General features: G+C 30.2%; 22 protein-coding genes. 7 read left to right on the forward strand and 15 right to left on the reverse strand.

The features are described from left to right. Positions 1–202 precede the first annotated feature (202 nt). The 4 genes from SHK09_RS03230 to SHK09_RS03245 form a co-directional block, all read right to left on the reverse strand. A complete protein-coding gene (locus SHK09_RS03230) occupies positions 203–583 on the reverse strand; it encodes a hypothetical protein (protein ID WP_319809341.1) in 381 nt (126 codons plus the stop codon). Between the two features lie 47 nt (positions 584–630). Continuing rightward, positions 631–870: a hypothetical protein gene (locus SHK09_RS03235; protein WP_319809342.1), complete on the reverse strand. Its 240-nt coding sequence runs from the start codon at positions 868–870 to the stop codon at positions 631–633. 153 nt (positions 871–1,023) lie between these two features. Next, positions 1,024–1,734: a DUF4919 domain-containing protein gene (locus SHK09_RS03240; protein WP_319809343.1), complete on the reverse strand. Its 711-nt coding sequence runs from the start codon at positions 1,732–1,734 to the stop codon at positions 1,024–1,026. 322 nt (positions 1,735–2,056) lie between these two features. Then, complete coding sequence (locus SHK09_RS03245) at positions 2,057–2,416, reverse strand: hypothetical protein (RefSeq protein ID WP_319809344.1); 360 nt, start codon at positions 2,414–2,416, stop codon at positions 2,057–2,059. Between the two features lie 575 nt (positions 2,417–2,991). Here SHK09_RS03245 and leuC point away from each other — a divergent pair. The 4 genes from leuC (at position 2,992) to leuB (ending at position 7,851) form a co-directional block, all read left to right on the forward strand. Continuing rightward, positions 2,992–4,398, forward strand: coding sequence for a 3-isopropylmalate dehydratase large subunit (gene leuC, locus SHK09_RS03250; RefSeq protein ID WP_319809345.1), 1,407 nt, complete (start codon positions 2,992–2,994; stop codon positions 4,396–4,398). Between the two features lie 10 nt (positions 4,399–4,408). Continuing rightward, complete coding sequence (gene leuD / locus SHK09_RS03255; RefSeq protein ID WP_319809346.1) at positions 4,409–5,008, forward strand: 3-isopropylmalate dehydratase small subunit; 600 nt, start codon at positions 4,409–4,411, stop codon at positions 5,006–5,008. Between the two features lie 205 nt (positions 5,009–5,213). Further along, positions 5,214–6,734: an alpha-isopropylmalate synthase regulatory domain-containing protein gene (locus SHK09_RS03260; protein WP_319809347.1), complete on the forward strand. Its 1,521-nt coding sequence runs from the start codon at positions 5,214–5,216 to the stop codon at positions 6,732–6,734. Between the two features lie 61 nt (positions 6,735–6,795). Further along, positions 6,796–7,851, forward strand: coding sequence for a 3-isopropylmalate dehydrogenase (gene leuB / locus SHK09_RS03265; protein WP_319809348.1), 1,056 nt, complete (start codon positions 6,796–6,798; stop codon positions 7,849–7,851). A 77-nt stretch (positions 7,852–7,928) separates the two neighbouring features. Here the strand turns inward: leuB and SHK09_RS03270 are convergent, their stop codons facing one another. From SHK09_RS03270 to SHK09_RS03290, 5 genes are all read right to left on the reverse strand, one after another. Next, positions 7,929–9,203: an APC family permease gene (locus SHK09_RS03270; RefSeq protein ID WP_319809349.1), complete on the reverse strand. Its 1,275-nt coding sequence runs from the start codon at positions 9,201–9,203 to the stop codon at positions 7,929–7,931. A 112-nt stretch (positions 9,204–9,315) separates the two neighbouring features. Further along, a complete protein-coding gene (locus SHK09_RS03275) occupies positions 9,316–10,248 on the reverse strand; it encodes a peptidylprolyl isomerase (protein WP_319809350.1) in 933 nt (310 codons plus the stop codon). A gap of 61 nt (positions 10,249–10,309) precedes the next feature. Then, positions 10,310–11,893 carry a hypothetical protein gene (locus SHK09_RS03280; RefSeq protein ID WP_319809351.1) on the reverse strand — a complete coding sequence of 528 codons (1,584 nt, stop codon included), beginning with the start codon at positions 11,891–11,893 and terminating at the stop codon, positions 10,310–10,312. A 3-nt stretch (positions 11,894–11,896) separates the two neighbouring features. After that, complete coding sequence (locus SHK09_RS03285; RefSeq protein WP_319809352.1) at positions 11,897–13,489, reverse strand: peptide chain release factor 3; 1,593 nt, start codon at positions 13,487–13,489, stop codon at positions 11,897–11,899. A 163-nt stretch (positions 13,490–13,652) separates the two neighbouring features. Beyond that, positions 13,653–14,360, reverse strand: coding sequence for a peptidylprolyl isomerase (locus SHK09_RS03290; RefSeq protein WP_319809353.1), 708 nt, complete (start codon positions 14,358–14,360; stop codon positions 13,653–13,655). Between the two features lie 121 nt (positions 14,361–14,481). Between SHK09_RS03290 and idi the strand changes: the two genes are divergently transcribed. Together idi and SHK09_RS03300 are read left to right on the forward strand one after the other, a co-directional pair. Next, positions 14,482–15,000, forward strand: coding sequence for an isopentenyl-diphosphate Delta-isomerase (idi, locus tag SHK09_RS03295; protein WP_319809354.1), 519 nt, complete (start codon positions 14,482–14,484; stop codon positions 14,998–15,000). Then, complete coding sequence (locus tag SHK09_RS03300; RefSeq protein ID WP_319809355.1) at positions 14,993–15,406, forward strand: 6-pyruvoyl trahydropterin synthase family protein; 414 nt, start codon at positions 14,993–14,995, stop codon at positions 15,404–15,406. The genes idi and SHK09_RS03300 overlap by 8 nt, the downstream gene beginning before the upstream one ends. Positions 15,407–15,483: 77 nt before the next feature. Here SHK09_RS03300 and SHK09_RS03305 read toward each other — a convergent pair whose 3' ends face one another. The 6 genes from SHK09_RS03305 to SHK09_RS03330 all read right to left on the reverse strand — a co-directional run bounded on the left by SHK09_RS03305 (position 15,484) and on the right by SHK09_RS03330 (position 23,062). Next, the gene (locus tag SHK09_RS03305) at positions 15,484–17,688 is read right to left on the reverse strand and encodes a M1 family metallopeptidase (protein WP_319809356.1); all 2,205 of its coding nucleotides are present in this window, start codon (positions 17,686–17,688) and stop codon (positions 15,484–15,486) included. Positions 17,689–17,836: 148 nt separating this feature from the next. Beyond that, entirely contained in the window at positions 17,837–19,966 is a 2,130-nt protein-coding gene (locus tag SHK09_RS03310) for a M1 family metallopeptidase (RefSeq protein WP_319809357.1), read from the reverse strand. A 31-nt stretch (positions 19,967–19,997) separates the two neighbouring features. Further along, entirely contained in the window at positions 19,998–20,495 is a 498-nt protein-coding gene (locus tag SHK09_RS03315) for a DUF6702 family protein (protein ID WP_319809358.1), read from the reverse strand. 29 nt (positions 20,496–20,524) lie between these two features. After that, complete coding sequence (locus SHK09_RS03320; protein WP_319809359.1) at positions 20,525–21,328, reverse strand: hypothetical protein; 804 nt, start codon at positions 21,326–21,328, stop codon at positions 20,525–20,527. An 84-nt stretch (positions 21,329–21,412) separates the two neighbouring features. Then, complete coding sequence (locus tag SHK09_RS03325) at positions 21,413–22,201, reverse strand: carboxypeptidase-like regulatory domain-containing protein (RefSeq protein WP_319809360.1); 789 nt, start codon at positions 22,199–22,201, stop codon at positions 21,413–21,415. Between the two features lie 75 nt (positions 22,202–22,276). Continuing rightward, positions 22,277–23,062, reverse strand: coding sequence for a hypothetical protein (locus tag SHK09_RS03330; protein ID WP_319809361.1), 786 nt, complete (start codon positions 23,060–23,062; stop codon positions 22,277–22,279). A gap of 99 nt (positions 23,063–23,161) precedes the next feature. Here SHK09_RS03330 and pepE point away from each other — a divergent pair, with 99 nt between their 5' ends. Beyond that, the gene (gene pepE / locus SHK09_RS03335; RefSeq protein ID WP_319809362.1) at positions 23,162–23,863 is read left to right on the forward strand and encodes a dipeptidase PepE; all 702 of its coding nucleotides are present in this window, start codon (positions 23,162–23,164) and stop codon (positions 23,861–23,863) included. Positions 23,864–23,874: the final 11 nt, after the last annotated feature.

Raw genomic sequence — 23,874 nt, forward strand, 5'->3', positions numbered from 1 at the left:
AATATTCAGTTTTTTTGTTTTTCAGAGTTTCAATTCCGCATTTTTGGATTTTTGAGCAATGAAATATAACGTTGTTGTATAAGCTTTGTTGCGTTGTTTAAGCAGTGAATTTAGTAAATAAAGTACGAAGGCGAAATTTCGGAGGAATTTCCCAAGTGAGCTAAACCCAGCAATAAAGTTTATACGGTGTTGTAGGTAGTTTTTATTCCAATATCTTTTTTAATAAGAATTCCCCAAGTCCTAATTTCAGTATTAATTCGTCTTTTGATGATTTTAAAATTTTAAATTCTTTTAAACCACCTTCAATTCCTGTTAAGATTATGTTTTTAGAGTCTGAACTTAATTTCCATTTTCCTGTTGCTTTTTCCCTCATCATATAAGTCTCAAACTCACCATTTGGTTTAAATACAAATTTCCACTTATCTATTACTTCAGCTTTCATAAAAGCCATTCCAGCTTCGTCAACTTCTTTGTTCAATGCTTTTTTAAAAATCCATTTTCCAGAAATTAAATCCGCTTTTTGTGCGTTAATATTTGTTCCAATAAATAAAAAGAATATTGTGAATAAAATTTTATTTTTCATTTTTTTAAATTAGTTTTTTTGTTTAAAATTCATTTTTGTTCGCATTCTTAAATGAAAGAAGTAACTATTTTGGTTTCGTTTATTATCTTATAATGACAATTTACAGTCTGACCGATGTCTAATGTGTCTATATGAATTCGAGATATTGGTGATTTAAGATTATTGCTTTTATAGAAATAATCATCCATAATTAAAAATTCGTTTTTTTCAAAATCGACCAATTTAAATAACCAATTGAATTCATTAGTGAAATTCACATTTGATACTTTTAAATTCATTATCCTCATTTTTTTTAAATTACCTACAACGTTGTTGTGTATGATTAGTGGCGTGTTTAAGCACCTAATTTAGCAAATAAAAACGGAATAGAAAATCCGCGAGGATTTTCGTAAGTAGGCGATAACCAAGCCATTAATTATACACGGTGTTATGTGCAGGCTTTATTTCCGCTTTAAATTTTCTCGACCTTTAAAAACATTACTTATCTCAAAAAAATAAGTCTTTTCTTCTCCATTTTCATCAGTAACTTCCATTCGGTCACAAATTCCACCATTATTATCTACGTTCTGTTTACTTAATTTAACTCCAAGCATATTTAAAATAAAATACTCTTCCGAAACTTGTATTACAGACCAACCATTTTCGCAGGATTTTCCGTCGCCATTATTTACTATTGATTTTAAAAGTCCGAATTGAATTGTCTTATATTTTTCTGCGTTTATTGTGTCTCCAACAATTTTGTAAGTTTGTCTTAATACTTTATGTGCTGTCATATTTGTATAATCAATACTCAACATTTTTTTTGTTGTAGATATCACGCTATCAAATTCAGATTCCGACATTTGCTTATACATAGTTTTTGTCAATTCGCTAAATTCGGTACTTTTTTCTGACGCAATTTTAAACTGTTTGCTTTCTATGAAACTTTCTCTGAATAATTTATAGTCTATATCGGTATTTCCGTTTTCAAGAATTTTCACGCTTTTGCTATAACTATCATCGAATTCAGGAACTTTTATTTCCGTTTGTCCTAAAATAATGTTCAGGTTGAAAAGAAATATTAGGGTTATAAAACAATGTTTAATCATAGTTCGGATTTTTTTTTCAGCTTGCACATAACGTTGTTGTATATGGTTTGTTGCGTGTTTCAAGCAACTAATTTAGTAAATAATTACCGACCAAGAAAGTCCGCGAGGACTTTCGTAAGTAGGCGAGAAGCCAGCAATAAATTATATACGGTGTTGTAAACAGTTTTTTATTCAATTTCATTATCGATTTTATTAAAATTCGGGTGGAATTTTCTCTTGATAATTAATCTCCTTTTATAATTTAAGAAGAAAAAATAGCCAATGTAACTAAACACTAATATTATTCCAATCCAAATATATTTATCTCGTTTGAACTTGAAATTTAAAAATCTCAATTCTAATAAAAACAAAACGAAAAATACAATTCTAAAATACAGCATTTATATTATCCTCTATGAACTTTAATTCTCGATACATTTTTGTTTTGGTCAAAATATATTGTCAAATGTCCTGTGTCAATTCCGTGTTTAGCCATTCCTAAATAGTAACTAAATTCAGAGATATATTTATTTTCTGGAATCCCCAATAATTCAATTATTTCAATTTCCGTTTTCCCTTTCAGTTCGTGAGTTTTTCGCAAACTATTCATCATATCCCAACGCATTGACATTTTTTGTTCAGTTTCCGTCCAGTTTTTCCATTTTTCAGAGTCAAATTGTTCGTGAGTAATATTCCTTTTTAGAGCAAAGCCTATTAGTATTATTACACTAAAAATTAAAATTCCGTATTTAGTGGTTTTCTTCATTTTTTCGTTTCTTTTTGACCTCTTTTTTTATCGAACTTTTTTTCGCCCATTCACTTAATTCAGAATTTGGGTCTTGAGCTTGTTCGTCAAGTTCAACTTTTGTTAAACCTTTAAAATTCTTTCTTGTAATATGAATGCTTTTCGACATTTTTCTTAAATTGTTTACAACTTATTTATATAAATACTTTTCTTCTTCATATCCCTCCATAAAGGAGTAATAAGAATATAAAAGTATGTTTTTATTTTAAAATCCTTTCATAGCAAATAGGAAGAATTTATTTTATAAAATTACTAAAAATTTAGGAGTCCTTTATATTAAGTTTTAAAACAACTACTTAAAGTTATTAACAGAGGTTAATTATCCTGTAGGCTATTTGTTTTATTTTCTAAATTATTAACCTACAAAATTAATAGACATCGTATTTTTAAACAATTTAAAATATTGTTAATCAGTATTTTAAAACTTTCTTTAACAGTTAGAAATAATACAAGAACATATATAAATAGAAGCAAAAGACAATTAAAACCTTATTTTTGGTAACTGATTATAATTTGAATAATTAAAGAATATAAAAATGGCAAATACATTATTTGACAAAGTATGGGATTCACACGTTGTTCGTCAGGTTAAAGACGGACCAGATGTGTTTTTTATAGACCGTCATTTTATCCACGAAGTAACAAGTCCTGTAGCCTTCTTAGGTCTAGAAAGTAGAGGAAACAGTGTTGTTTATCCTGCGCGTACATTCGCAACAGCAGATCACAACACACCAACTATAAATCAACATTTACCTGTAGCAGATCCTTTATCTGCAAATCAGTTAGATGCTTTAGAAAACAATGCAAAAAAGCACGGTATTTCTCATTGGGGTTTAGGTGATAAAAACAACGGAATTGTGCATGTTGTAGGTCCAGAGAACGGAATTACATTACCAGGTGCAACTATTGTTTGTGGAGATTCTCACACATCAACTCATGGTGCTTTTGGTGCTATTGCCTTTGGTATTGGTACTTCAGAAGTAGAAATGGTGTTGTCTACACAATGTATTATGCAACCAAAACCCAAAGCAATGCGTATTAACGTAAACGGAAAATTAGGTTTAGGAGTAACTGCAAAAGATGTTGCTTTATACATAATTGCAAAACAAACAACTTCTGGTGCAACAGGTTTTTTTGTTGAATATGCGGGAGATGTTTTTGAAGACATGTCGATGGAAGGTCGTATGACTGTGTGTAACTTATCTATTGAGATGGGAGCACGTGGTGGTATGATTGCTCCAGATGCAAAAACATACGAATATTTAAAAGGTAGAGCTCAAACTCCGAAAGGAGCAGATTGGGACAAAGCCATGAAATATTGGGAAACGTTATATACAGAAGAAGATGCAGAATTTGATGTAGAATTTAATTACGAAGCATCTGATATTGAACCAATGATTACCTATGGTACAAACCCAGGAATGGGAATGGGCGTAACAAAATCAATTCCTACCGCAGAAAGTTTAGAAGGTGGAGTAGATACGTACAGAAAATCTTTAGGATATATGTCTTTTAACGAGGGCGATTCTATGATTGGTAAAGAAATTGATTTTGTTTTCTTAGGTTCTTGTACAAACGGACGTATAGAAGATTTTAGAGGTTTTTGTTCTATTGTAAAAGGAAGACAAAAAGCACCAAATGTTACTGCTTGGTTAGTACCAGGTTCACATAAAGTGGTAGATCAAATAAAAGCAGAAGGTTTAGATAAAATTATTACAGATGCAGGTTTTGTTTTAAGAGAACCAGGTTGTTCAGCTTGTTTGGCAATGAATGATGATAAAATTCCTTCAGGAAAACTATCAGTTTCAACATCAAACAGAAACTTCGAAGGAAGGCAAGGACCAGGATCTAGAACATTATTAGCATCACCTTTAGTTGCTGCAGCATCTGCAGTGCAAGGAGTTGTTACAGATCCAAGAACAATTTTAAACGCTAACGCTTAATAAAAAAAACATGGCTTACGATAAATTTGACGTACTAACAAGTACAGCATATCCATTACCTACAGAGAATGTAGATACAGATCAAATAATTCCTGCTCGTTTCTTAAAGGCAACTGAACGTAAAGATTTTGATATTAACTTTTTTCGTGATTGGAGATATAATCAAGACGGAACACCAAAAGCAGATTTTCCTTTAAATAAAGAAATTTATGCCGGTTCTAAAATCTTAGTTGGTGGTAGAAATTTTGGTTCTGGTTCTTCTAGAGAGCACGCAGCTTGGTCTGTATACGATTTTGGTTTACGTTGTGTAATCTCTTCTGCATTTGCAGATATTTTTAAAAATAACTGTTTAAATGTAGGTGTTTTACCGGTACAAGTTTCGGCTGAATTTGCAGATACATTATTTGCAGCTATTATGGCAGATCCCAAAACAGAAATAAATGTTGATTTACCAAAGCAAAAAGTAACATTAGTTGCTACTGGTGAGTCGGAATCTTTTGTAATTAATACCTACAAAAAAGACAATATGTTAAATGGTTTTGATGATATAGATTACTTAAAAAATATCGAAAACGAGATTACTGCTTTTGCACAGACAAGACCATTTTAGATTGTTGTAATAAATAATATAACAATTGATTACACCTAGTTTTGTCTTTTCGAGCAAAGGGAGAAATCACATAAAGTTTTATAAATTAGGTTTTAACGTAATGAGATTTCTTCTAAAGGCGAAATGACAAAATAGTTAGAAATCGAAATGACAAGCTTAAATAATAATACAAACAATAAACAATTTATTTTTCAAAGTTGATTAAATGACGAAGAGAAAGATAGAAATAATGGATACGACACTGCGTGATGGAGAACAAACATCAGGAGTGTCGTTTTCAGTTTCCGAAAAATTAACAATCGCAAAATTATTACTTGAAGAATTAAAAGTAGATCGTTTAGAAATAGCATCTGCAAGAGTTTCTGAAGGTGAATTAGAAGCTGTTAAAAAGATAACTTCTTGGGCTTCTAAAAATAATTTTTTAGATAAAATTGAAGTATTAACATTTGTTGATGGAGGGAAATCTATCGATTGGATGATCGAATCTGGCGCAAAAGTTCAGAATTTATTAACCAAAGGATCTTTAAACCATTTAACACACCAACTTAAAAAAACACCAGCACAACATTTTGCAGATATTAAAGCAACTGTTAAGTTAGCTGCTGCGCATGATATAAAAACCAATGTGTATTTAGAAGATTGGTCTAACGGAATGCGCAATTCTAAAGAATATGTTTTCGAATATTTAGATTTCTTAATAGCTCTAAATATAGAACGTGTTTTATTACCAGATACATTAGGTATTTTAACACACGATGAAACGTATAAATTTATTTCTGAAGTTAGAGAAAAATATCCCACAACGCATTTCGATTTTCATGGTCATAATGATTATGATTTAGGTGTTGCCAATGTTATGGAAGCTATAAAAGCAGGTGCAAACGGCTTGCATTTAACCATAAACGGAATGGGAGAACGTGCAGGAAATGCACCAATGGCAAGTGTTATTGCGGTTATTAATGATTTTCTAAAGGATGTTAAAATAACTGTAAATGAAAAAGCATTAAATAAAGTAAGTAAGCTTGTAGAAACATTTTCAGGTTTTAGAATTCCAGTTAATAAACCTGTTGTAGGCGCAAATGTTTTTACACAAACTGCTGGAATTCATGCAGACGGAGATAATAAAAATAATCTTTATTTTAATGATTTAATGCCAGAGCGTTTTGGAAGAAAACGGAAGTATGCTTTAGGAAAAACATCTGGTAAAGCAAATATTCAGAAGAACTTACAAGATTTAGGGTTGAGTTTAAATGATGAAGACCTTAAGAAAGTAACGCAAAGAATAATTGAGCTTGGAGACAAGAAAGAAGTGGTTTCGCAAGAAGATTTACCTTATATTATTTCTGATGTTTTAGACAGTAATACTATTGAAAGACGTGTTGTTGTAGAAAATTATGTTTTAGGTCACGCAAAAGGAATGAAACCATCAACCACAATTAAATTAAAGGTTGAAGGTATTATTTATGAGGAACATGCCCAAGGAGACGGACAATTTGATGCGTTTATGAACGCTTTAAAGAAGTTGTATAAAACACATAGTAAAAAAGAGTTACCAAAGTTAATTGATTATGCTGTGAGAATTCCACCAGGAAGTAATTCTGATGCTTTGTGTGAAACAATTATTACTTGGAAATTAGAAGAAAAAGAATTTATAACTCGTGGTTTAGATTCAGATCAAACAGTATCTGCAATTAAAGCTACAGAGAAAATGCTTAATATTATTTAAAAATTTAAAGTTAAAAGATTGAACTATTTAATCTTTTAATCATTCAATAAAAATTAAACACATGAAATTAAATATCGCATTATTAGCAGGAGACGGAATAGGACCTGAAGTAATTGACCAAGCAGTAAAAGTATCTGATGCAATTGCAAAGAAATTTAACCACCAAATTACTTGGAAACCAGCTTTAACAGGTGCTGCTGCAATAGATGCAGTTGGTGAGCCTTATCCAGATGCAACACATGATATTTGTGTAGCTTCAGATGCTGTTTTATTTGGTGCAATTGGGCATCCTAAATATGATAATGATCCTTCTGCAACGGTTCGTCCAGAGCAAGGGTTGTTAAAAATGCGTAAAAAATTAGGCTTATTTGCAAATGTAAGACCAACGTTTACCTTTCCTTCTTTGTTAGATAAATCTCCCTTAAAAAGAGAAAGAATAGAAGGAACAGATTTGGTTTTTTTACGTGAATTAACTGGAGGAATTTACTTTGGCGAAAAAGGTAGAAGAGATGGAGGAGAAACGGCATTTGATAATTGTGTATATACAAGAGCAGAAGTACAAAGATTAGCTGTTAAAGGTTTTGAATTGGCAATGACACGTTCTAAGAAATTATGTTGTGTAGATAAAGCAAACGTTTTAGAAACTTCTCGTTTATGGAGAGAAACGGTACAAGCAATGGAAAAAGATTATCCAGAAGTTACTGTTTCTTATGAATTTGTAGATGCAGTTGCAATGCGTTTAGTTCAATGGCCAAACAGTTACGATGTATTAATTACAGAAAACTTATTCGGAGATATTTTAACAGATGAAGCTTCTGTAATTTCTGGTTCTATGGGATTAATGCCAAGTGCATCTGTAGGTACAGAAAATGCTTTATTCGAACCAATACACGGTTCTTATCCACAAGCAACAGGCTTAAATATTGCAAACCCAATGGCTACCGTTTTATCTGCAGCAATGATGTTTGAAAATTTTGGTTTACACGAAGAAGGTAAAGCAATTAGAGCAGCTGTAAATAGTGCTTTAGATGCAGGTTTTGTAACTGAAGACTTAGCAGATGGAGGAAAATCTTATGGAACAAAAGAAGTAGGAGACTGGTTAGCAAAAAACATCTAATATTTTAACTACTGTACATATTTTAAAAAGCGCTCGATTTCGAGCGCTTTTTTATTAACAATAGTTTTTTATTTTTTTTAATTTACTTTTTTATAGAGCCATTCTAGAATAAAACAAATAATAATAATACTCAAAGAGATTATAACTCCTGTTTTATTATTTGTGTATTGTTGAATAATTAAAACAAGAAAAGCGAAAAAACAGAATATAAATGCGAGAAAATGAATCCATTTTTTAGATTGTAATTCTTTGTGTTTTTTATAAGCTATAAAGTTTACAATACTAAATATTAATAAAAAGCCAACACTTCCCGCAGTAGAGATGCTTTTTAAGTCAAACAAATTAACCAATGCTATAGATAAAACAGCAGTAATTAATAAACCAATAGGTTTGCCCCACAGAATATGACAAAAACATTGAGGTAATTCATTATCCTTAGCAATATCATAATTTACTCTACCACTACCTAAAATAGTAGCATTTATAGCAGAAAATGTAGAAATTAAAGCAGTTATTGTAATAATTGTAAATCCTATTTTACCTAAGATTGGTTCTGCAGCTTTTGCTAAAACATAATCTTCTGCATTTGCAATTTGGTTAAAAGGTAAAGAACCTACGGTAACAATTGCAATTAAGATATATAAAATTACTACAAATCCTACAGCACCAAAATAAGCCTTTTCAGTATTTTTTTCTTTGTCTTTTAAATCGGAAATAGAATTGGCAATTAATTCGAAACCTTCGTAAGCTACAAAGATAACCATACCACCAGAAAGTAATAGTAAAGGACTTTCCCAATTAGTAGGAGAAAGTTGTTCTAAATTGTCTGGGTATTTTGTAAAGCCGTAAAAACCGAGAGCTATAAAGGCAATTAAAATTAAAAGTTTTATAATTACAGCAATAGATTCAATTCTACTAACTAAAGTTACACTTAGATAATTAATTATTAAAGCACCTACTATTATTAATGTTTGAAATATTCTTACATCAATACTTTTTTCACTAGTAATAGAAAATAATTGTGCACAATAAGAACCAAAAGCAGAGGCATAAAGTGCTAACATTACAATATAACTTACCCAAAGTAAATTGTTAATTCCGCCTGCAAAAACACCATTTCCATATTGTTGATGTATAAATTTAACGGTTCCGCCATTTTCTGGATATTTTTTAGAAAGTTTCGCATATGAATATGCAGTTAATAAAGCAATTATACCAGCTAACAGAAAAGCAATTGGCGTGCCTCCTTTTGCTAAAGAAACTGCAAGACCAAGAACTGCAAAAATACCACCACCAACCATTCCTCCAATTCCAATTGAAATGGCATCCTTTAAAGAAATTTTATCATTCATAGTACGCTGTTGTTTTAATTGATTATGCTAAATTAAAAAGTTTTTTACTAAAACAAAAAAACCTCAAAACTTATTATAGTTTTGAGGTTTAATATTTTTAAAGGAAATAAATTTACTTTACACCCATTAATTCAACATCAAAAATAAGTGTTGCATCTGGTGGAATTACTCCTCCAGCTCCTGCAGAACCATAAGCTAAGTTAGATGGAATTACAAAACGAGCTTTATCTCCCACTTGTAATAATTGAATTCCTTCATCCCAACCTGCAATAACCTGACCTAAACCAACATTAAAATCGATTGGTTCTTTTCTTTTATAAGAAGAATCGAAAACAGTACCATCTAATAATTGACCTTTATAATGTACAGAAACTCCAGCTCCTTTTGTCGCTTTTTTTCCAGCTCCTTTTTGTAAAATTTGGTAACGTAAACCACTTGCAGTTTCGTCATATCCTTTTGCAACAGAATCTAATAATTCTTTTTGTTTTGCTATTTCGTCTGCTTCACGCTTTTCTCTAGATCCTTCGAAAGTTCTAAAAGATTCTACAGCATTAAAAGCTTCTGCATCTGCACCAACTCTAATAATTTCTACAGAAGTTAATTCGTCTCCTTGCGCAATTGCATCTACAACATCTTGTCCTTCTATTACAGAACCAAAAACGGTATGTTTACCATCTAACCATGGAGTAGGAACGTGGGTAATATAAAATTGGCTACCGTTTGTTGCTGGTCCAGAATTAGCCATAGCTAATTTTCCTGGTGCATCATGTTTTAAGTCTGAATGAAATTCATCATCAAATTTATAACCTGGGTTTCCTGTTCCCGATCCTTGTGGGCAACCACCTTGAACCATAAAATCTGGAATTACTCTGTGGAATTTTAATCCGTTATAATAAGGAGTTCCTTGGTCTTTTACAGCATTTTCTAAATTACCTTCTGTTAAAGCAACAAAATTACCAACAGTTCCAGGAGTTTTTTCGTGTTCTAATTGTACTAAAATCTCACCTTTTGCAGTGGTGAATTTTGCGTAGATTCCGTTATTCATTTTTTATTATTTAATCGTTTTACTTAATTTTATAGGATTACTGAACGAATTCAGAATCATTTTATTTTTTAGCATTTAAAATTGATAAACCGTAAGATAAACCAATATTTATATTTGATGAGTTTACGTTACCAAACGGAGACCACATTTGCCCTCCAGAAGCATGAAAAGATAAATCATCTGTTACATGATAATTGATGCCAATAGTTGGTCTCACTAAAACTCCTTCTCCAGAATCTACACCTCCACCACCAGCAACACCACCTGCAGCTTCTGCAAATAATGAAAAATTATCGTTCAAAAATTTGTTTGATTTTATTCCTAATCCAAAAATTCCATGAGCATAACCACCTGCACCACCTAAATAGGCAAATGAAGCTTCACCAGCTACATAAAAACGTTTGTTAATATCGTAATTAATTTTTACTGCTATAAGTTGTAAATCATTATCGGGTTTATCAAGAATGGCAACATCAAAATACGTTTGATTTTGAAAGCCTATTTGAACACCTTGAGTTTTTATTTGTTTAATTTTTTCTGGTGAATAAGGATCTTTTGTTCCTCCACTTAATCCATAATATTTTAAACTAAAACCAGCAGTGTAAGCTTCAAAAGTTCCCCCAACAGATCTATGATAACCTCCATGAAGGCTTACTCCAATTTTTTTGGTAACTTTTACATCTGCGCCTAAACTTGGGTACATTGTTAAACCACCTTCAGGAAAAACTCTACCTCCTGCAGCTCCAATACCAACTTTTGCAAATAAATTTACATATTTTGTTTCTACAAAGTTTTTACCAATACCAATAAAAACATCCATAAAACCAGCTCTTAAACCACCATACATAGCATCTACATGTGCGTAAGCAAAAGTGCTTTTTGTTAAATATCGTTGATATTCAAAACCGATTAAACTTAATGTTTGCGTAATTGGGGTTGTGTTGTTAAAGTTTCCAATTCCATCATTTCTGGTGTTACCAATAGGAAAAAGATAATCAAAAGTTATTTGTTGTACACTTTTTACAGCGGGTTTTTTCCAAAATTCATCTTCTGAATTATTATTAACTTCAAATTTTTCGGCTGCATCTTTGTAGGAAGCAGCTCTAATGGTAGTTGGAATTTCTACAAAGAAAGAAATATTATCTCCTTTTTGAACTCCAGTAAAGAAATTTACATAACCATATTGAATACCGAAGGCAAAATTATCAGTTTTATATTGTAAACCAGCATTTGGATATAAAATTCCACCGCCATTTACCAAACTTCTAAAACCACCTCCACCACCAAAATGGATGTTGGCATCAAAATATAAATTTTTATAAAGTTGTTTATTCACTCCTAAATTAACACCTAACGTAAATAAACCTCCTTGATCTCCATAAACAGCTCCATGAAAACCAGCACCAGTGTACAGCCAATCATTTAAAGGAATATTATAACTCAAACCAAATAAACCCATAGTTGGGTCTAATTTATAGGTACTACCATCACTATAAGTATAAGTTCTATCTGGTTGATCTATTAAAATATAATTTAAACGAATACTGTTTCTTAATTCTTTCCCTTTTAAATTATCTAAATTAAAATCTTGAGAAAAACTATTAAAACTTAGTAGAACAATTAATAAAAATAGAATTTTATTCATATCTTACTTTTTAAATTCACTTGTAAAATGCAATTTTACAGAAGGATATTTATTTTGTGTCATTTGAATAGTAAATTCAGAATCTGCTAAAAACACTAATTGGCCTTGTTTGTCCTTAGCTAAGTAACGTTGTTTAACACGTTTAAATTCTTTAAATTCATCACTTTTTTGGTTTTCTGGTTCTACCCAACAAGCTTTGTGTACATGTAAGTTTTCATAGGTGCATTTTGCACCATATTCATGTTCTAAACGATATTGTATAACTTCGTATTGTAAAGCACCAACTGTTCCTACAACACGTCTACCATTCATTTCTAATGTAAATAATTGTGCAACACCTTCATCCATTAATTGGTCTAAACCTTTGTATAATTGTTTAGATTTCATTGGGTCTGCGTTATTTACGTAACGGAAATGTTCTGGAGAGAAACTAGGAATTCCTTTAAAGTTTAATATTTCTCCTTCAGTTAAAGTATCACCAATTTTAAAGTTTCCGGTATCATGAATACCAACAATATCTCCAGGGAAAGATTCGTCTACAATTTCTTTCTTTTCTGCAAAAAAGGCATTCGGACTAGAAAATTTTACTTTTTTACCCGTTCTAACGTGTAAATAAGGAGAGTTTCTTTTAAAAGTTCCTGAAACTATTTTTATAAAAGCTAATCTATCTCTGTGTTTAGGATCCATGTTTGCATGAATCTTAAAAACAAAACCAGTTAGTTTTTCTTCTTTAGAATCTACCAAACGTTCTTCTGCTTTCTTTGGTTGTGGTGAAGGCGCAATTTCTATAAATGCTTCTAATAATTCTTTTACACCAAAGTTATTTAACGCAGAACCAAAAAATACTGGTTGTAAATGACCACTTAAATATTCTTCTTGGTTAAAAGGCGGATATACTTCATCTATTAATTCTATTTCTTCACGTAAAGTTTCTGCAGCTTTCTCCCCAACAATTTTATCTAATTCTGGGTTAGACAAATCGTCAAATTCAATTCCGTCTGAAATTGTTGTTTTATTATCACCAGAAAAAAGATTTAATTTCTTTTCCCAAATATTATAAATTCCTTTGAAATCATATCCCATACCAATAGGAAAACTCATAGGAGTAACTCTTAAGCCTAATTTTTGTTCAACTTCATCTAATAAATCAAAAGCATCTTTACCTTCTCTATCTAATTTATTAATAAAAACAAGCATAGGTATGCTTCTCATTCTACAAACTTCCACTAACTTTTCAGTTTGTGGTTCTACACCTTTTGCAACATCAATTACAACAATAACACTATCTACAGCAGTTAAAGTTCTAAAAGTATCTTCTGCAAAATCTTTGTGACCAGGAGTATCTAAAATATTTATTTTTTTGTCTTTGTATATAAATGCTAAAACAGAAGTAGCAACAGAAATTCCACGCTGACGTTCAATTTCCATGAAATCTGAAGTTGCGCCCTTCTTAATTTTATTGTTTTTTACGGCACCAGCTTCTTGAATTGCTCCACCAAAAAGTAGTAGTTTTTCTGTTAGTGTTGTTTTACCTGCATCTGGATGCGAAATAATACCGAAAGTTCTTCTACGTTTAATTTCCTTTAAAAAGTTCATCTACAAAAATTGAGGTGCAAAGATAGGTTTTATTCTATAATTTATGATTAAATATAGGTATATACGTCTTAAATCTGTTAAAAGTTTTAGACATCTATTTTATAGTTTTTTACAATTCTTATTTTATGGTAGCTTAAAGGTGATTCTTAAGAAAAATAGCTAGTTAATCTAAAATTTCAATCGTCATTTTTATATCTTCTACAGGCCATTGATCTACACCAACTTTTACTTTAGAAATCTTATCCATAGTATTAAAACCAGAAATAACTTCGCCAAAAACGGTATGTTGATTGTTTAGGTGATGTGCACCATTTCTACTATGAACAATGTAAAACTCAAACGGATTCGATAATTTATTAGGATTCTTTTCCCATTGTCTAGCTGCTGCTAAAGCGCCGTACTTATGCTTTCTGTTATTTCTAAACTCAGGTTTTAGCAAATAATTACCGTACAACCTTCGCTGTTTTTTTGTGTAAGTTTCATCGGAATTGCCACCTTGTATAACAAAGTTTTTAGCAACTCTATAAATAACAGTAGTGTTAAAGTATTTTAGTTTAGTTAAAAAGATAAAATTAGCTCTATGAATAGGAACATCATTGTATAAACGTAGTTTGATATCGCCAAATTCTGTTTTAATAATTACTTTGGTTTCGTTGTTTTGCTTTCCGTATTCAGTAAAAAATGCTTCAACATTCTCTTTATTTAAACTGTCCCAAGGTTTTAATACTTTTTTTTCTAATGCTTTTTTAGCATCATTTTTTTTTTCTTTTTTTAAAGTTTCTTTCGTTTTTAAGGTTGATTTTTTTTCCTCTTTACATTGATAAAAGGATAGAAAAATGACCAATAAAAGAAGTTTTGTTGAAGTTTTCATAAAAAAAGAAGCTATTTTGAAGTATCAAAGATAAATCATCAAAATAAAAGAATAGATAAATTTGATAGTTTTTAATCATTTTTCGCTAATAATTGATAATTGATTTCTTATTTTTGTAATAATGGAAGAACAAGTTATATTAGTAGATGTAAATGACAAGCCAATTGGTTTGATGGAAAAAATTGAAGCACATGAGAAAGCCTTATTACACAGAGCTTTTTCAGTTTTTATTTTTAATGAAAAAGGAGAATTAATGCTGCAACAAAGAGCAGCTTCTAAATATCATTCCCCTTTATTATGGACTAATACTTGTTGTTCTCACCAAAGAGATGGCGAAAGTAATGTAGAAGCGGGTAGAAGAAGACTACAAGAAGAAATGGGCTTTGTTACAGAGGTAAAAGAGGTTTTTTCTTTTATTTATAAAGCGCCTTTTGATAATGGCTTAACAGAACATGAACTAGATCATGTAATGATTGGTCGTTATGACGATGTACCAAACATTAATAAAGAAGAAGTTGAGAGTTATAAATGGATGACTTTAGAAAATGTAAAGAAAGACATTGCAGAAAATCCATCTATTTATACAGAGTGGTTTAAAATTATTTTTGATAAATCTTACGAAAAACTAACACATGCCTAAAGTAACAGTTCATAGAAAAGCGCATTTTAATGCTGCACATAGATTGTATCGAAAAGACTGGAGTGATGAAAAAAACTTTGAAGTTTTTAGTAAATGTAGCAACCCAAATTTTCATGGGCATAATTATGATTTAATTGTTTCTTTAACTGGAGAAATAGATAATGAAACAGGTTATGTTTATGATTTAGGTATTTTAAGAAATCATATTAAAACAGAGATAGAAGATTGTTTTGACCATAAAAACTTGAATTTAGAAGTTCCAGAATTTAAAGATTTAAATCCTACAGCAGAGAATATATCTGTTGTTACGTATAATAAATTAAGAAAATTATTACCATCTAATTTAGATTTAGAAATTACATTGTATGAAACGCCAAGAAATTTTGTGAGTTATTCTGGTGAGTAAAATTTAAATATATTACAATTAAAAAGCCTCGTTTACAATTTGTAAACGAGGCTTTTTTTATTCTTAAAGAAAAGAGTTTAGTTTTTCTTTTTGTTTTTAAAGTCATTAAACTTGCTACCTTCTTTTTTAGGCCAGCTGTTATTAGATGTATCTACATCTGCAGTTTCAAAATCTGGATCAACTACAATGCTTTTTACTTCTTTAGATGAAGCAAACACTCTTTTAGCAGTAGTATCACTACTCATCCAAATTTGTGCAGGAAAAGTTTCTCTTTTTGTAGTACCATCAATATATGTTAATTCAACAATAATTGGCATTACTAAACCTCCTGGTTTTTCAAATTCTACAGAATAAATAAATGCAGGAACTTCTTTTCCATCAGCATATTTACTCATTGCATTTGCGTTTGCATCTTCTTTTTTATCAGTAATAAAAACTAAATCACCTAAGTTATCGAAGTAAGACTTGTACTGTTCTTTTAATTTGGTAACTCTTTCGCTTTCTTTATCTGTTAAGTATAAAGGCTTCACGCTTTTAATACCAATATCAGATACGTCTGTTGTGTAGAACCAACCTCTAAAAAACCAATCTAAATCCATACCAGATGCGTCTTGCATAGTTCTAAAGAAATCTTCTGGCGTTGGGTGTTTAAACATCCAACGTTTAGAATATGTTCTAAATGCATGGTCAAATAATTCTGGCCCCATAATTGTTTTTCTTAACATATATAAACCAGCAGCTGGTTTAGAGTATGCATTTGGACCAAATTGTTTTACGTAATCTCCTTGAGACATAATAGGAGAAATATTAGATTGATCTCCACCCATATATCTTGTAATTTCTTTTGCTGGGTTTGAAGCAAATAATTCTGCATCATACACATCTTCAGCTAAAATTTCAACAAAAGAGTTTAAACCTTCATCCATCCAAGTCCATTGTCTTTCATCAGAATTTACAATCATTGGAAAAAAGTTATGTCCAACTTCATGAATAATAACTCCTAACATTCCTTTTTTAGTTCTATCAGAATATGTACCGTCTTCATTTGGTCTACCAAAGTTGAAACAAATCATTGGGTATTCCATTCCTTGTCTTTCTGAATGAACAGAAACAGCTTTAGGGTAAGGGTAATCGAATGTTAATTTAGAATATTCGATAAGAGTTGTAGCTACAGCTCTTGTAGAGTGCTCTTCCCATAATGGGTTTCCTTCTTTAGGATATAAAGAAGTAGCCATAACAGTTTTACCGTTTACGTTAACTGCCATTGCATCCCAGATATATTTTCTAGAAGTTGCAAAAGCAAAATCACGAACTCTATTAGCTTTAAATGTCCAAGTTTTTGTACCTGTTGCACGTCCTTTTTCAGCTTTTTCAGCTTCTTCTTGCGTTACAATAATTACAGGTTTGTCGAAACTAGTTCTTGCTTTTTCTAAACGTTTACGTTGTGTTTTTGTAAGAACATCTTTTTCGTTTTGTAAAGAACCAGTAGCTTCTATAATGTGATCTGAAGGAACTGTTAAGTTTACTTCATAGTCTCCAAATTCTAAAGCAAATTCAGAACGACCCCAGAATTGCATATTTTGCCATCCTTCAACATTATTATATACTGCTAATCTTGGAAAAAATTGTGCAATTGTATAGTTGTTGTTTCCGTCTTTAAAAGACTCTAAACCAGAACGACCACCATCTTTATTAATATCATTAATTAAATAGTTCCACTGTATTCTAAATTCGAATGATTTACCAGGAGCTAATGCTTGTGGTAAATTAATACGCATCATAGTTCTGTTAATCGTATGAGATAATGGGCTACCATTACTTTCTACCTTTGTTACATTAAAACCAAAACCTTTCTTTTGTTCCATATAAGAACTTTTAAAGTTATCTGGCGTAACAAATGCTGCAGCACTATTAGATTTTGCTAATGGAGTTTTAGAATCATCTGCTCTCATGTTTTGGTCTAACTGAACCCATAAGTATTCTAAATGATCTTTAGAATTGTTGTGGTAAGTAATTTCTTCATCACCGTAAATTTTGTTAGCACTTTCGTCTAAACGAATGTCCATTACATAATCTACTTTTTGTTGTGTGTACTGGTGACCTGGCGCTCCTGAAGCCGCATGTTGGTCATTTGGTGTAGCCAAAACATCCTTCATCTGTCGGAATTTGTTTTGGTCTGTGTGCCCTTGTTGTGTTTTCTTCTTTTCTTTAACTCCTTCTTGCGCTATTGTTGCAAAACTGATAAAGAAAAGTGAAAATACTAGTAAAGAAAGTTTTTTCATGTTGTTTTGTTTGAATTAATTATGCCGACTAAATTACGCATATATGAGCAGTTTTGTTAATTGTTGTTAAAATTTTAACAAATCTTTATATAAAAAAGCGATGTAAAAATTAATTTACATCGCTTTATAAAAAATTGAAAACTAAAATTTAGTTTTTCATTTTTGTTTTAAACTTGCTAAATTTGTCTTTCTTTTCTTTAGGAAAACTATTGTTAGACACGTCTACATCTGCAGTTTCTAAATCTGGATCTATTACAATTTTAGTTATCTGCTTGTCTGAATGTACTGCTTTTGTAACTTGTTGGTCATTATATCTCCAAATTTGAGCAGGATATGTTTTTTTCTCTTTTGAACCGTCATCATACGTATATTCTACAATAATAGGCATTACCAAACCACCTGGTTTGTTAAATGTAATTTCATAGAAATATTTAGAATTAGAAGATTTAGGTTTTGTAATTTTTAAACCAGCACTTTTGTCTTCAATAAAATCTATAGTTTCTTTATTGTTGTCTGTTGCATAAAATTTTCTAACACCTTCAATACCAATATCTGTTACATCTGTAGAGTAAAACCAACCTCTCCAAAACCAATCTAAATCTATACCAGAAGCATCTTCCATTGTTCTAAAGAAATCTGCAGGAGATGGGTGTTTAAATTTCCATCTTTTAGAATATGTTTTAAAAGCATGGTCAAATAATTCTTTACCCATTATTGTTTCTCTTAAAATCCATAAAGCAGTTGCAGGTTTACCGTAAGCATTGTTACCAAAACTATATACGTTGTCTCCTTTAGACATTATTGGTGCAATTCTAGATTGATCGCCAGACATATACCCAACAATATTTTTTGGATATCCTCTTGTTATAGGAAAATCTTTGTCATAATCTAATTCTGCTAACATTTCCATGTAAGAGTTTAAACCTTCATCCATCCAAGTCCATTGTCTTTCATCAGAATTTACAATCATTGGAAAAAAGTTATGTCCAACTTCATGAATGGTTACTTTTATCATTCTATATTTTACTCTATCAGAATACGTACCATCTGCATTTGGTCTTCCAGGATTAAAACAAATCTGAGGATATTCCATACCCATTTGACCGTCTACAGAAATTGCTTTGTGGTAAGGGTAATCGAACGTATATCTAGAATATGTTTTTAAAGTTTGTGCAACTGCTCTTGTAGAGTGATCGCCATATAAAGGATTCGCTTCTTTAGAATATAAAGAATATGCCATTACAGTTTTACCATTAATATCTACAGCCATTGCATCCCAAATAAATTTTCTTGATGTTGCAAATGCATAATCACGCACATTTTCTGCGTAAAATTTCCAAGTTTTTGTTTTCTTAGATTTACTTTTTTCAATTTTTACTGCTTCATCTTGTGTTCTAATAACAACAGGGTTATCGAAAGTTGTCTTAGCTTTTTCTAATCTTTTTAACTCGTTTTTAGTTAAAACTTCACGTTCATTTTTTAAAACTCCTGTTGCACCTAACATATGATCTTCTGGTGTAGTAATATTTACTGTAAAATCTCCAAATTCTAAAGCAAATTCACTTCTTCCCCAAAACTGATCATTTTGCCAACCTTCTACATTATCATAGACACATAATCTTGGGTAAAACTGCGCAATTACATAGTTGTTGTTTCCATCTTTAGGAAAATGCTCGTAACCAGATCTACCACCATCTGTTCTGTGGTTGTTAATATTATACCACCATTTTATTTTGAATTGAAACTTTTCTCCAGAAGCCAAAGGTTGCGCTAAATTAATACGCATCATTGTTTGGTTAACAGTATAAGATAAATTACTATCGTCTATATTTTTAACACTTTCAATTTTAAAACCACCATCAAAAGCAGCATCCATATAAGATTTATTAAATCTTGTTTTAGATGTTTTATTAGGTATTCTACTAGATTGAATGTCTGGTGTTTTAGAGTCTGCAGCTCTCATGTTTTGGTCTAATTGTACCCATAAATATTCTAAGGTATCATCAGAATTGTTGTGATATGTAATTGTTTCATTACCGTATATTCTAGTATTTTCATCATCTAGAACAATATCCATATTATAATCTACTTTCTGCTGCGTGTATTTTAAACCTGGCGCACCAGAAGCAGTTCTTTGTAAATTTGGTGTTGGCAACAGCTCTTTTAGTTGCTTAAATTTGTTTTCATTTGTATGCCCTTGTTTTGTTTTGGTTTGTTGACCAAAAGTTGCAATGGTTACAAATAGCATTGAAAGGATTAGTACACCTAATTTTTTCATATTTTGAAGTTTGTATTGGTTAGTATTAATTTTAATAAGTTAATGTTTCTTTATAATTATCTTTAGAAAGTAAAACGCTTTTATTCTTTTTACCCACTTTAGATTTTATTAAGTTTTCTTGTTGTGGAAAGTGTTTCATTAGTATTTTATTAGAAACTTCTATAGAAGAAATTTGTGCAATGTTTTCTATTTCTAAATAAAAATAAACTAAATCGCCTTCATATTCTTTACCAATGTAGTTATATTCTTGGGCAGAATTATTAATTTTAAATTGAAGTTTATTTCTTAAATACTTCTCAAAATAAACATCATTATCTTTTAATTCTTTAGTTGTTGTAAGCTGTAAATCTATATTATAATCTTTATTTAAAGCGGTTTCAATATCATCTATAAAAACATTTATAATTATCTGTACAGATTTTGTTTCTTCCTTAAACTTTATCTGTGTTAAGCTCAAATAGTATTTATGAGCAGAGAAGGAGAGAAGTGGTATTACTAAAAGTAATAAATAGGTTTTTTTAAATTTCATATAGTTGTAAAAACAATTACTGAGCCAAATTACTCATTTTTTATAATTTCTAAGTATGTTTTACTTTCAGATTGAAAAATTTTAATAATATCTAAAATCTTTTTGTCTTTATGTAAATTTTCTATACCAAGGGGATTGCAATATTCTAGGAAATGAAAATAATTATCTACAGGTATTTTTAGCTTTTCAAAAAAGAACTTTTCACCTAATTCGGATAATATTTTATATGGAAAGGCTTTTTTTCTAGCTAACTTTTTTCTTAAAGCCCATAAACGTTCAGAATCTTTAAAAGGCATTGAAAAAGCGCCACCTGCACCAGCAAATCTAGCTGTTGGATCTGTATTAACTATAGGTGGTTTCATTTTGTCTATATGGTCATCTGGTGCAACAACCGTCATATCAATATCAGAAAAATCCATAAGATTTCTTAGCAGAGAATCTTTTTTATTATTTGGTACATTTTTAGAATCTATACCTAATCTACCAGATAAATTGTGTCTTTTTAGCTCGAAAGTATCTAAAACAACAGTATTGTAAGCTAATTTTATATTTAAAACTTTATTATTTATATCTTTTCTTTTTATAAGAATAAACTTTGTAATGTGTTGTATAGAAGATATTCTTAAGGAATCGCCATCTTTTACAAAAATTCTAAACTCACCATTGTCAGATGAAAATGTACCTTGATTCGTTTTTATATTGATAATATTCGCATTCTTAACCGTATTTAAAGAATCTGTTATTTTACCACTAACTAAAGCCCTACTTTCTTGCGTAAAGCTAGTAAATGTGGCAGTACTAAAAAGGATTAATAAAAGTATTTTTTTTATCATACAGTTAAGGTTGTTACCTACAAATTTCGGAATTAGATTTTTTAAAATTACCATATTATTTGATAAACTTGTGTTAAAAGATGTTTACAATTTAAGGTAGCCAATACTTTCTTCTTTTAATACTTTTATAAGTTTTAAGATATTGTTGTTTTTATAAAGTTCTGTAGTTCCTTTAAAAGAACAATAAATTAGAAAGTTATTGTATTTTTCTTTGGGTATTTTTAGTTCTTTTAAAAAGAAGTTTTCACCTAATAAACTGTATATTTTAATAGCAACTTCTTGCTCTTCTTCTAATTTGTTTAAAGACGGTTTTTGTTCATTTATAGAAGATTTACCTCCAATAGAAATACCCAAACCAACAAATGTACCAGGTAAGTTTGTAGCAGTAGGTTTTGTTAAATGCATTTCTTTAGCATTAAGAGGCATTTTAGAAATTGCAGAATAATCCATGTTTTTAAGATCTAATAACAGTTTTTCTACAGCTTCTTCTTTATAATTTTTAGGTGTTTTTTTAATGTCTAAAGATAGAGAACCAGTTAATTCTGTTCTTTTTAAAACAATTTCTTTTAAATTATATGTTTGTTCTTTTATAAAAATTAGATTCTCTTTTTCTCTAAGATGAAACGATTTTACCTTTATAAACCTAGTTTTATAACCTATAGAAGTTATTTGTAAGCTATCGTTTTCATTTGCAGAAATTTTAAAAACACCATTATCATTAGAAAAAGTACCTTTATTTGTTTTTATATTAATAATGTGTGCGTCTTTTACAACTAAACTAGAATCGATAATTTTTCCGAAGAAAAAACTTTTTTTTTGTGAATATGAAGAGAAAGAAATAATAAAAAGAATAATAAGTAATGTTTTTTTCATGCGGTTGATTTTTTACAAAGAAAACAGAACCACTTCTTAAAACTCTATTAACAGAATTGTAAAATGTTGTTAAAATCAGTTCTTTTTTAAAGCAAGCTTTATAACAGAGTTCTCTTTTTGCGGAAAAGATCTACTTTCGCTTAGTAAAACAGTTGTTAAAGTTAAATTATCTTTTTTATTAAAAAGGTATATAATATTTCGTTTCATACAGGAATTTAAAAATGAATTTATATGCGCTTCTTGAATCTGTAAATCTGTAATAAAAAAATCGTCTGTAAAGTATTTTCTAATCTTTAATAGACGGTCATCTTCTAACCTTATTTTCTTTAAAACCTTTTCTCTTTTGTTACTTCCGTTAAGAAAACCCATTAAATTATCTAAGCTAACAACAGCACCAGAACTCAGTTTAAAAATTGTTTTATCTACTTTGGCTTTTGTATTTGCATACGGTAGGTTTAAGGTATTCGCATTTACAGGCGGACCGCTATAAGTAAAGATATCTTTATCTTCTTCGAAGATACTTCTTCCTTTTTCTAAGGTAAACTCTTTAAGAGTTGTTGTTTGTTCTTTTAAAACAATTGTTAGTTTTAAAGAAACCAAATGCTTTTTAGTAATTGTTATTATTTTATTTTGAAGGTTTAGGTGAGATATAGAAATGCTGTCGCCTATTTTTATGGGTAAATCAAATTCACCCAAACTATTAGATATGGTTCCTATTTTAGTTTTTAAATTAACAATATGAACATCATAAATAGGTAAACTATCTAGCTTTACTTCACCATTTATTAATTTTCTTTTTTCTTGAGATAGTATCGATTTACTAAATGAAAGAAGTAGTATTAAGAGTATTAAATATCTCATGTTACAAAGAAATACAAAGTGCTTCTTAAAAATGTATTAACAGTATTGTAAAATTTTGTTAAAGTGAATTTTGTAAAACAATTTTAGTATTTTTGAGGTATGAAAAAAATGATTATTGCTAGTACTTCAACGGTTTTTGGAAGCGGTTATTTAGAGTATTTATTACCAATTTTACAAGAGCATTTTAAAGATGTAAAGACACTTCTTTTTATACCTTATGCAAGACCAGGTGGTATTTCTTATGATGCCTATACAAGCATAGCAAAGAAAGCTTTTACAAAAATAAATATTGATGTAAAAGGAATTCATGAGTATGAAGATGCAAAAGAAGCTATTTTAAATGCTGAAGCAATTTTTACCGGTGGTGGAAATACATTTGAGTTGGTAAATCAAATATATAAAAATGATATTCTAACCGTTTTAAAAGATGTTTTAGAGATAGGAACTCCTTATTTAGGCACAAGTGCAGGGAGTAATATTTGTGGAGTGAATATGATGAATACGAATGATATGCCAATTGTATATCCGCCAAGTTTTACAACTTTAGGATGTATTCCTTTTAATATAAATGCGCATTATTTAGATCCTATTGATGGCTCTAAACATATGGGAGAAACTAGAGAAACTCGAATAAAAGAATTTCATGTTTTTAATGATACAGCTGTTTTAGGTTTGCGAGAAGGAAGTTGGTTATCTGTAGAAGGAGATAAAATAACGCTTCAAGGTAAATTTACTGCAAGATTATTTAAACAGAATACACAGCCAATTGAGTTAGAAAGTGGAGAAGTAGTAAACTGTTAAAACTTACGTTT

The organism is Polaribacter sp. PL03, from assembly GCF_033875165.1.
Lineage (GTDB): Bacteria > Bacteroidota > Bacteroidia > Flavobacteriales > Flavobacteriaceae > Polaribacter.

What these genes read in the sequence shown, in the direction of transcription:
- SHK09_RS03275 (WP_319809350.1), bottom strand. Translation starts at nt 10,248, where the DNA reads ATGAATAACGGAATCTACGCAAAATTCACCACTGCAAAAGGTGAGATT.
- SHK09_RS03315 (WP_319809358.1), bottom strand. Translation starts at nt 20,495, where the DNA reads ATGAAATTTAAAAAAACCTATTTATTACTTTTAGTAATACCACTTCTC.
- SHK09_RS03260 (WP_319809347.1), top strand. Translation starts at nt 5,214, where the DNA reads ATGACGAAGAGAAAGATAGAAATAATGGATACGACACTGCGTGATGGA.
- pepE (WP_319809362.1), top strand. Translation starts at nt 23,162, where the DNA reads ATGAAAAAAATGATTATTGCTAGTACTTCAACGGTTTTTGGAAGCGGT.
- SHK09_RS03270 (WP_319809349.1), bottom strand. Translation starts at nt 9,203, where the DNA reads ATGAATGATAAAATTTCTTTAAAGGATGCCATTTCAATTGGAATTGGA.
- SHK09_RS03330 (WP_319809361.1), bottom strand. Translation starts at nt 23,062, where the DNA reads ATGAGATATTTAATACTCTTAATACTACTTCTTTCATTTAGTAAATCG.
- SHK09_RS03320 (WP_319809359.1), bottom strand. Translation starts at nt 21,328, where the DNA reads ATGATAAAAAAAATACTTTTATTAATCCTTTTTAGTACTGCCACATTT.
- SHK09_RS03305 (WP_319809356.1), bottom strand. Translation starts at nt 17,688, where the DNA reads ATGAAAAAACTTTCTTTACTAGTATTTTCACTTTTCTTTATCAGTTTT.
- leuB (WP_319809348.1), top strand. Translation starts at nt 6,796, where the DNA reads ATGAAATTAAATATCGCATTATTAGCAGGAGACGGAATAGGACCTGAA.
- idi (WP_319809354.1), top strand. Translation starts at nt 14,482, where the DNA reads ATGGAAGAACAAGTTATATTAGTAGATGTAAATGACAAGCCAATTGGT.
- SHK09_RS03280 (WP_319809351.1), bottom strand. Translation starts at nt 11,893, where the DNA reads ATGAATAAAATTCTATTTTTATTAATTGTTCTACTAAGTTTTAATAGT.
- leuC (WP_319809345.1), top strand. Translation starts at nt 2,992, where the DNA reads ATGGCAAATACATTATTTGACAAAGTATGGGATTCACACGTTGTTCGT.
- SHK09_RS03310 (WP_319809357.1), bottom strand. Translation starts at nt 19,966, where the DNA reads ATGAAAAAATTAGGTGTACTAATCCTTTCAATGCTATTTGTAACCATT.
- SHK09_RS03325 (WP_319809360.1), bottom strand. Translation starts at nt 22,201, where the DNA reads ATGAAAAAAACATTACTTATTATTCTTTTTATTATTTCTTTCTCTTCA.
- SHK09_RS03235 (WP_319809342.1), bottom strand. Translation starts at nt 870, where the DNA reads ATGAGGATAATGAATTTAAAAGTATCAAATGTGAATTTCACTAATGAA.
- SHK09_RS03245 (WP_319809344.1), bottom strand. Translation starts at nt 2,416, where the DNA reads ATGAAGAAAACCACTAAATACGGAATTTTAATTTTTAGTGTAATAATA.
- leuD (WP_319809346.1), top strand. Translation starts at nt 4,409, where the DNA reads ATGGCTTACGATAAATTTGACGTACTAACAAGTACAGCATATCCATTA.
- SHK09_RS03230 (WP_319809341.1), bottom strand. Translation starts at nt 583, where the DNA reads ATGAAAAATAAAATTTTATTCACAATATTCTTTTTATTTATTGGAACA.
- SHK09_RS03300 (WP_319809355.1), top strand. Translation starts at nt 14,993, where the DNA reads ATGCCTAAAGTAACAGTTCATAGAAAAGCGCATTTTAATGCTGCACAT.
- SHK09_RS03285 (WP_319809352.1), bottom strand. Translation starts at nt 13,489, where the DNA reads ATGAACTTTTTAAAGGAAATTAAACGTAGAAGAACTTTCGGTATTATT.
- SHK09_RS03290 (WP_319809353.1), bottom strand. Translation starts at nt 14,360, where the DNA reads ATGAAAACTTCAACAAAACTTCTTTTATTGGTCATTTTTCTATCCTTT.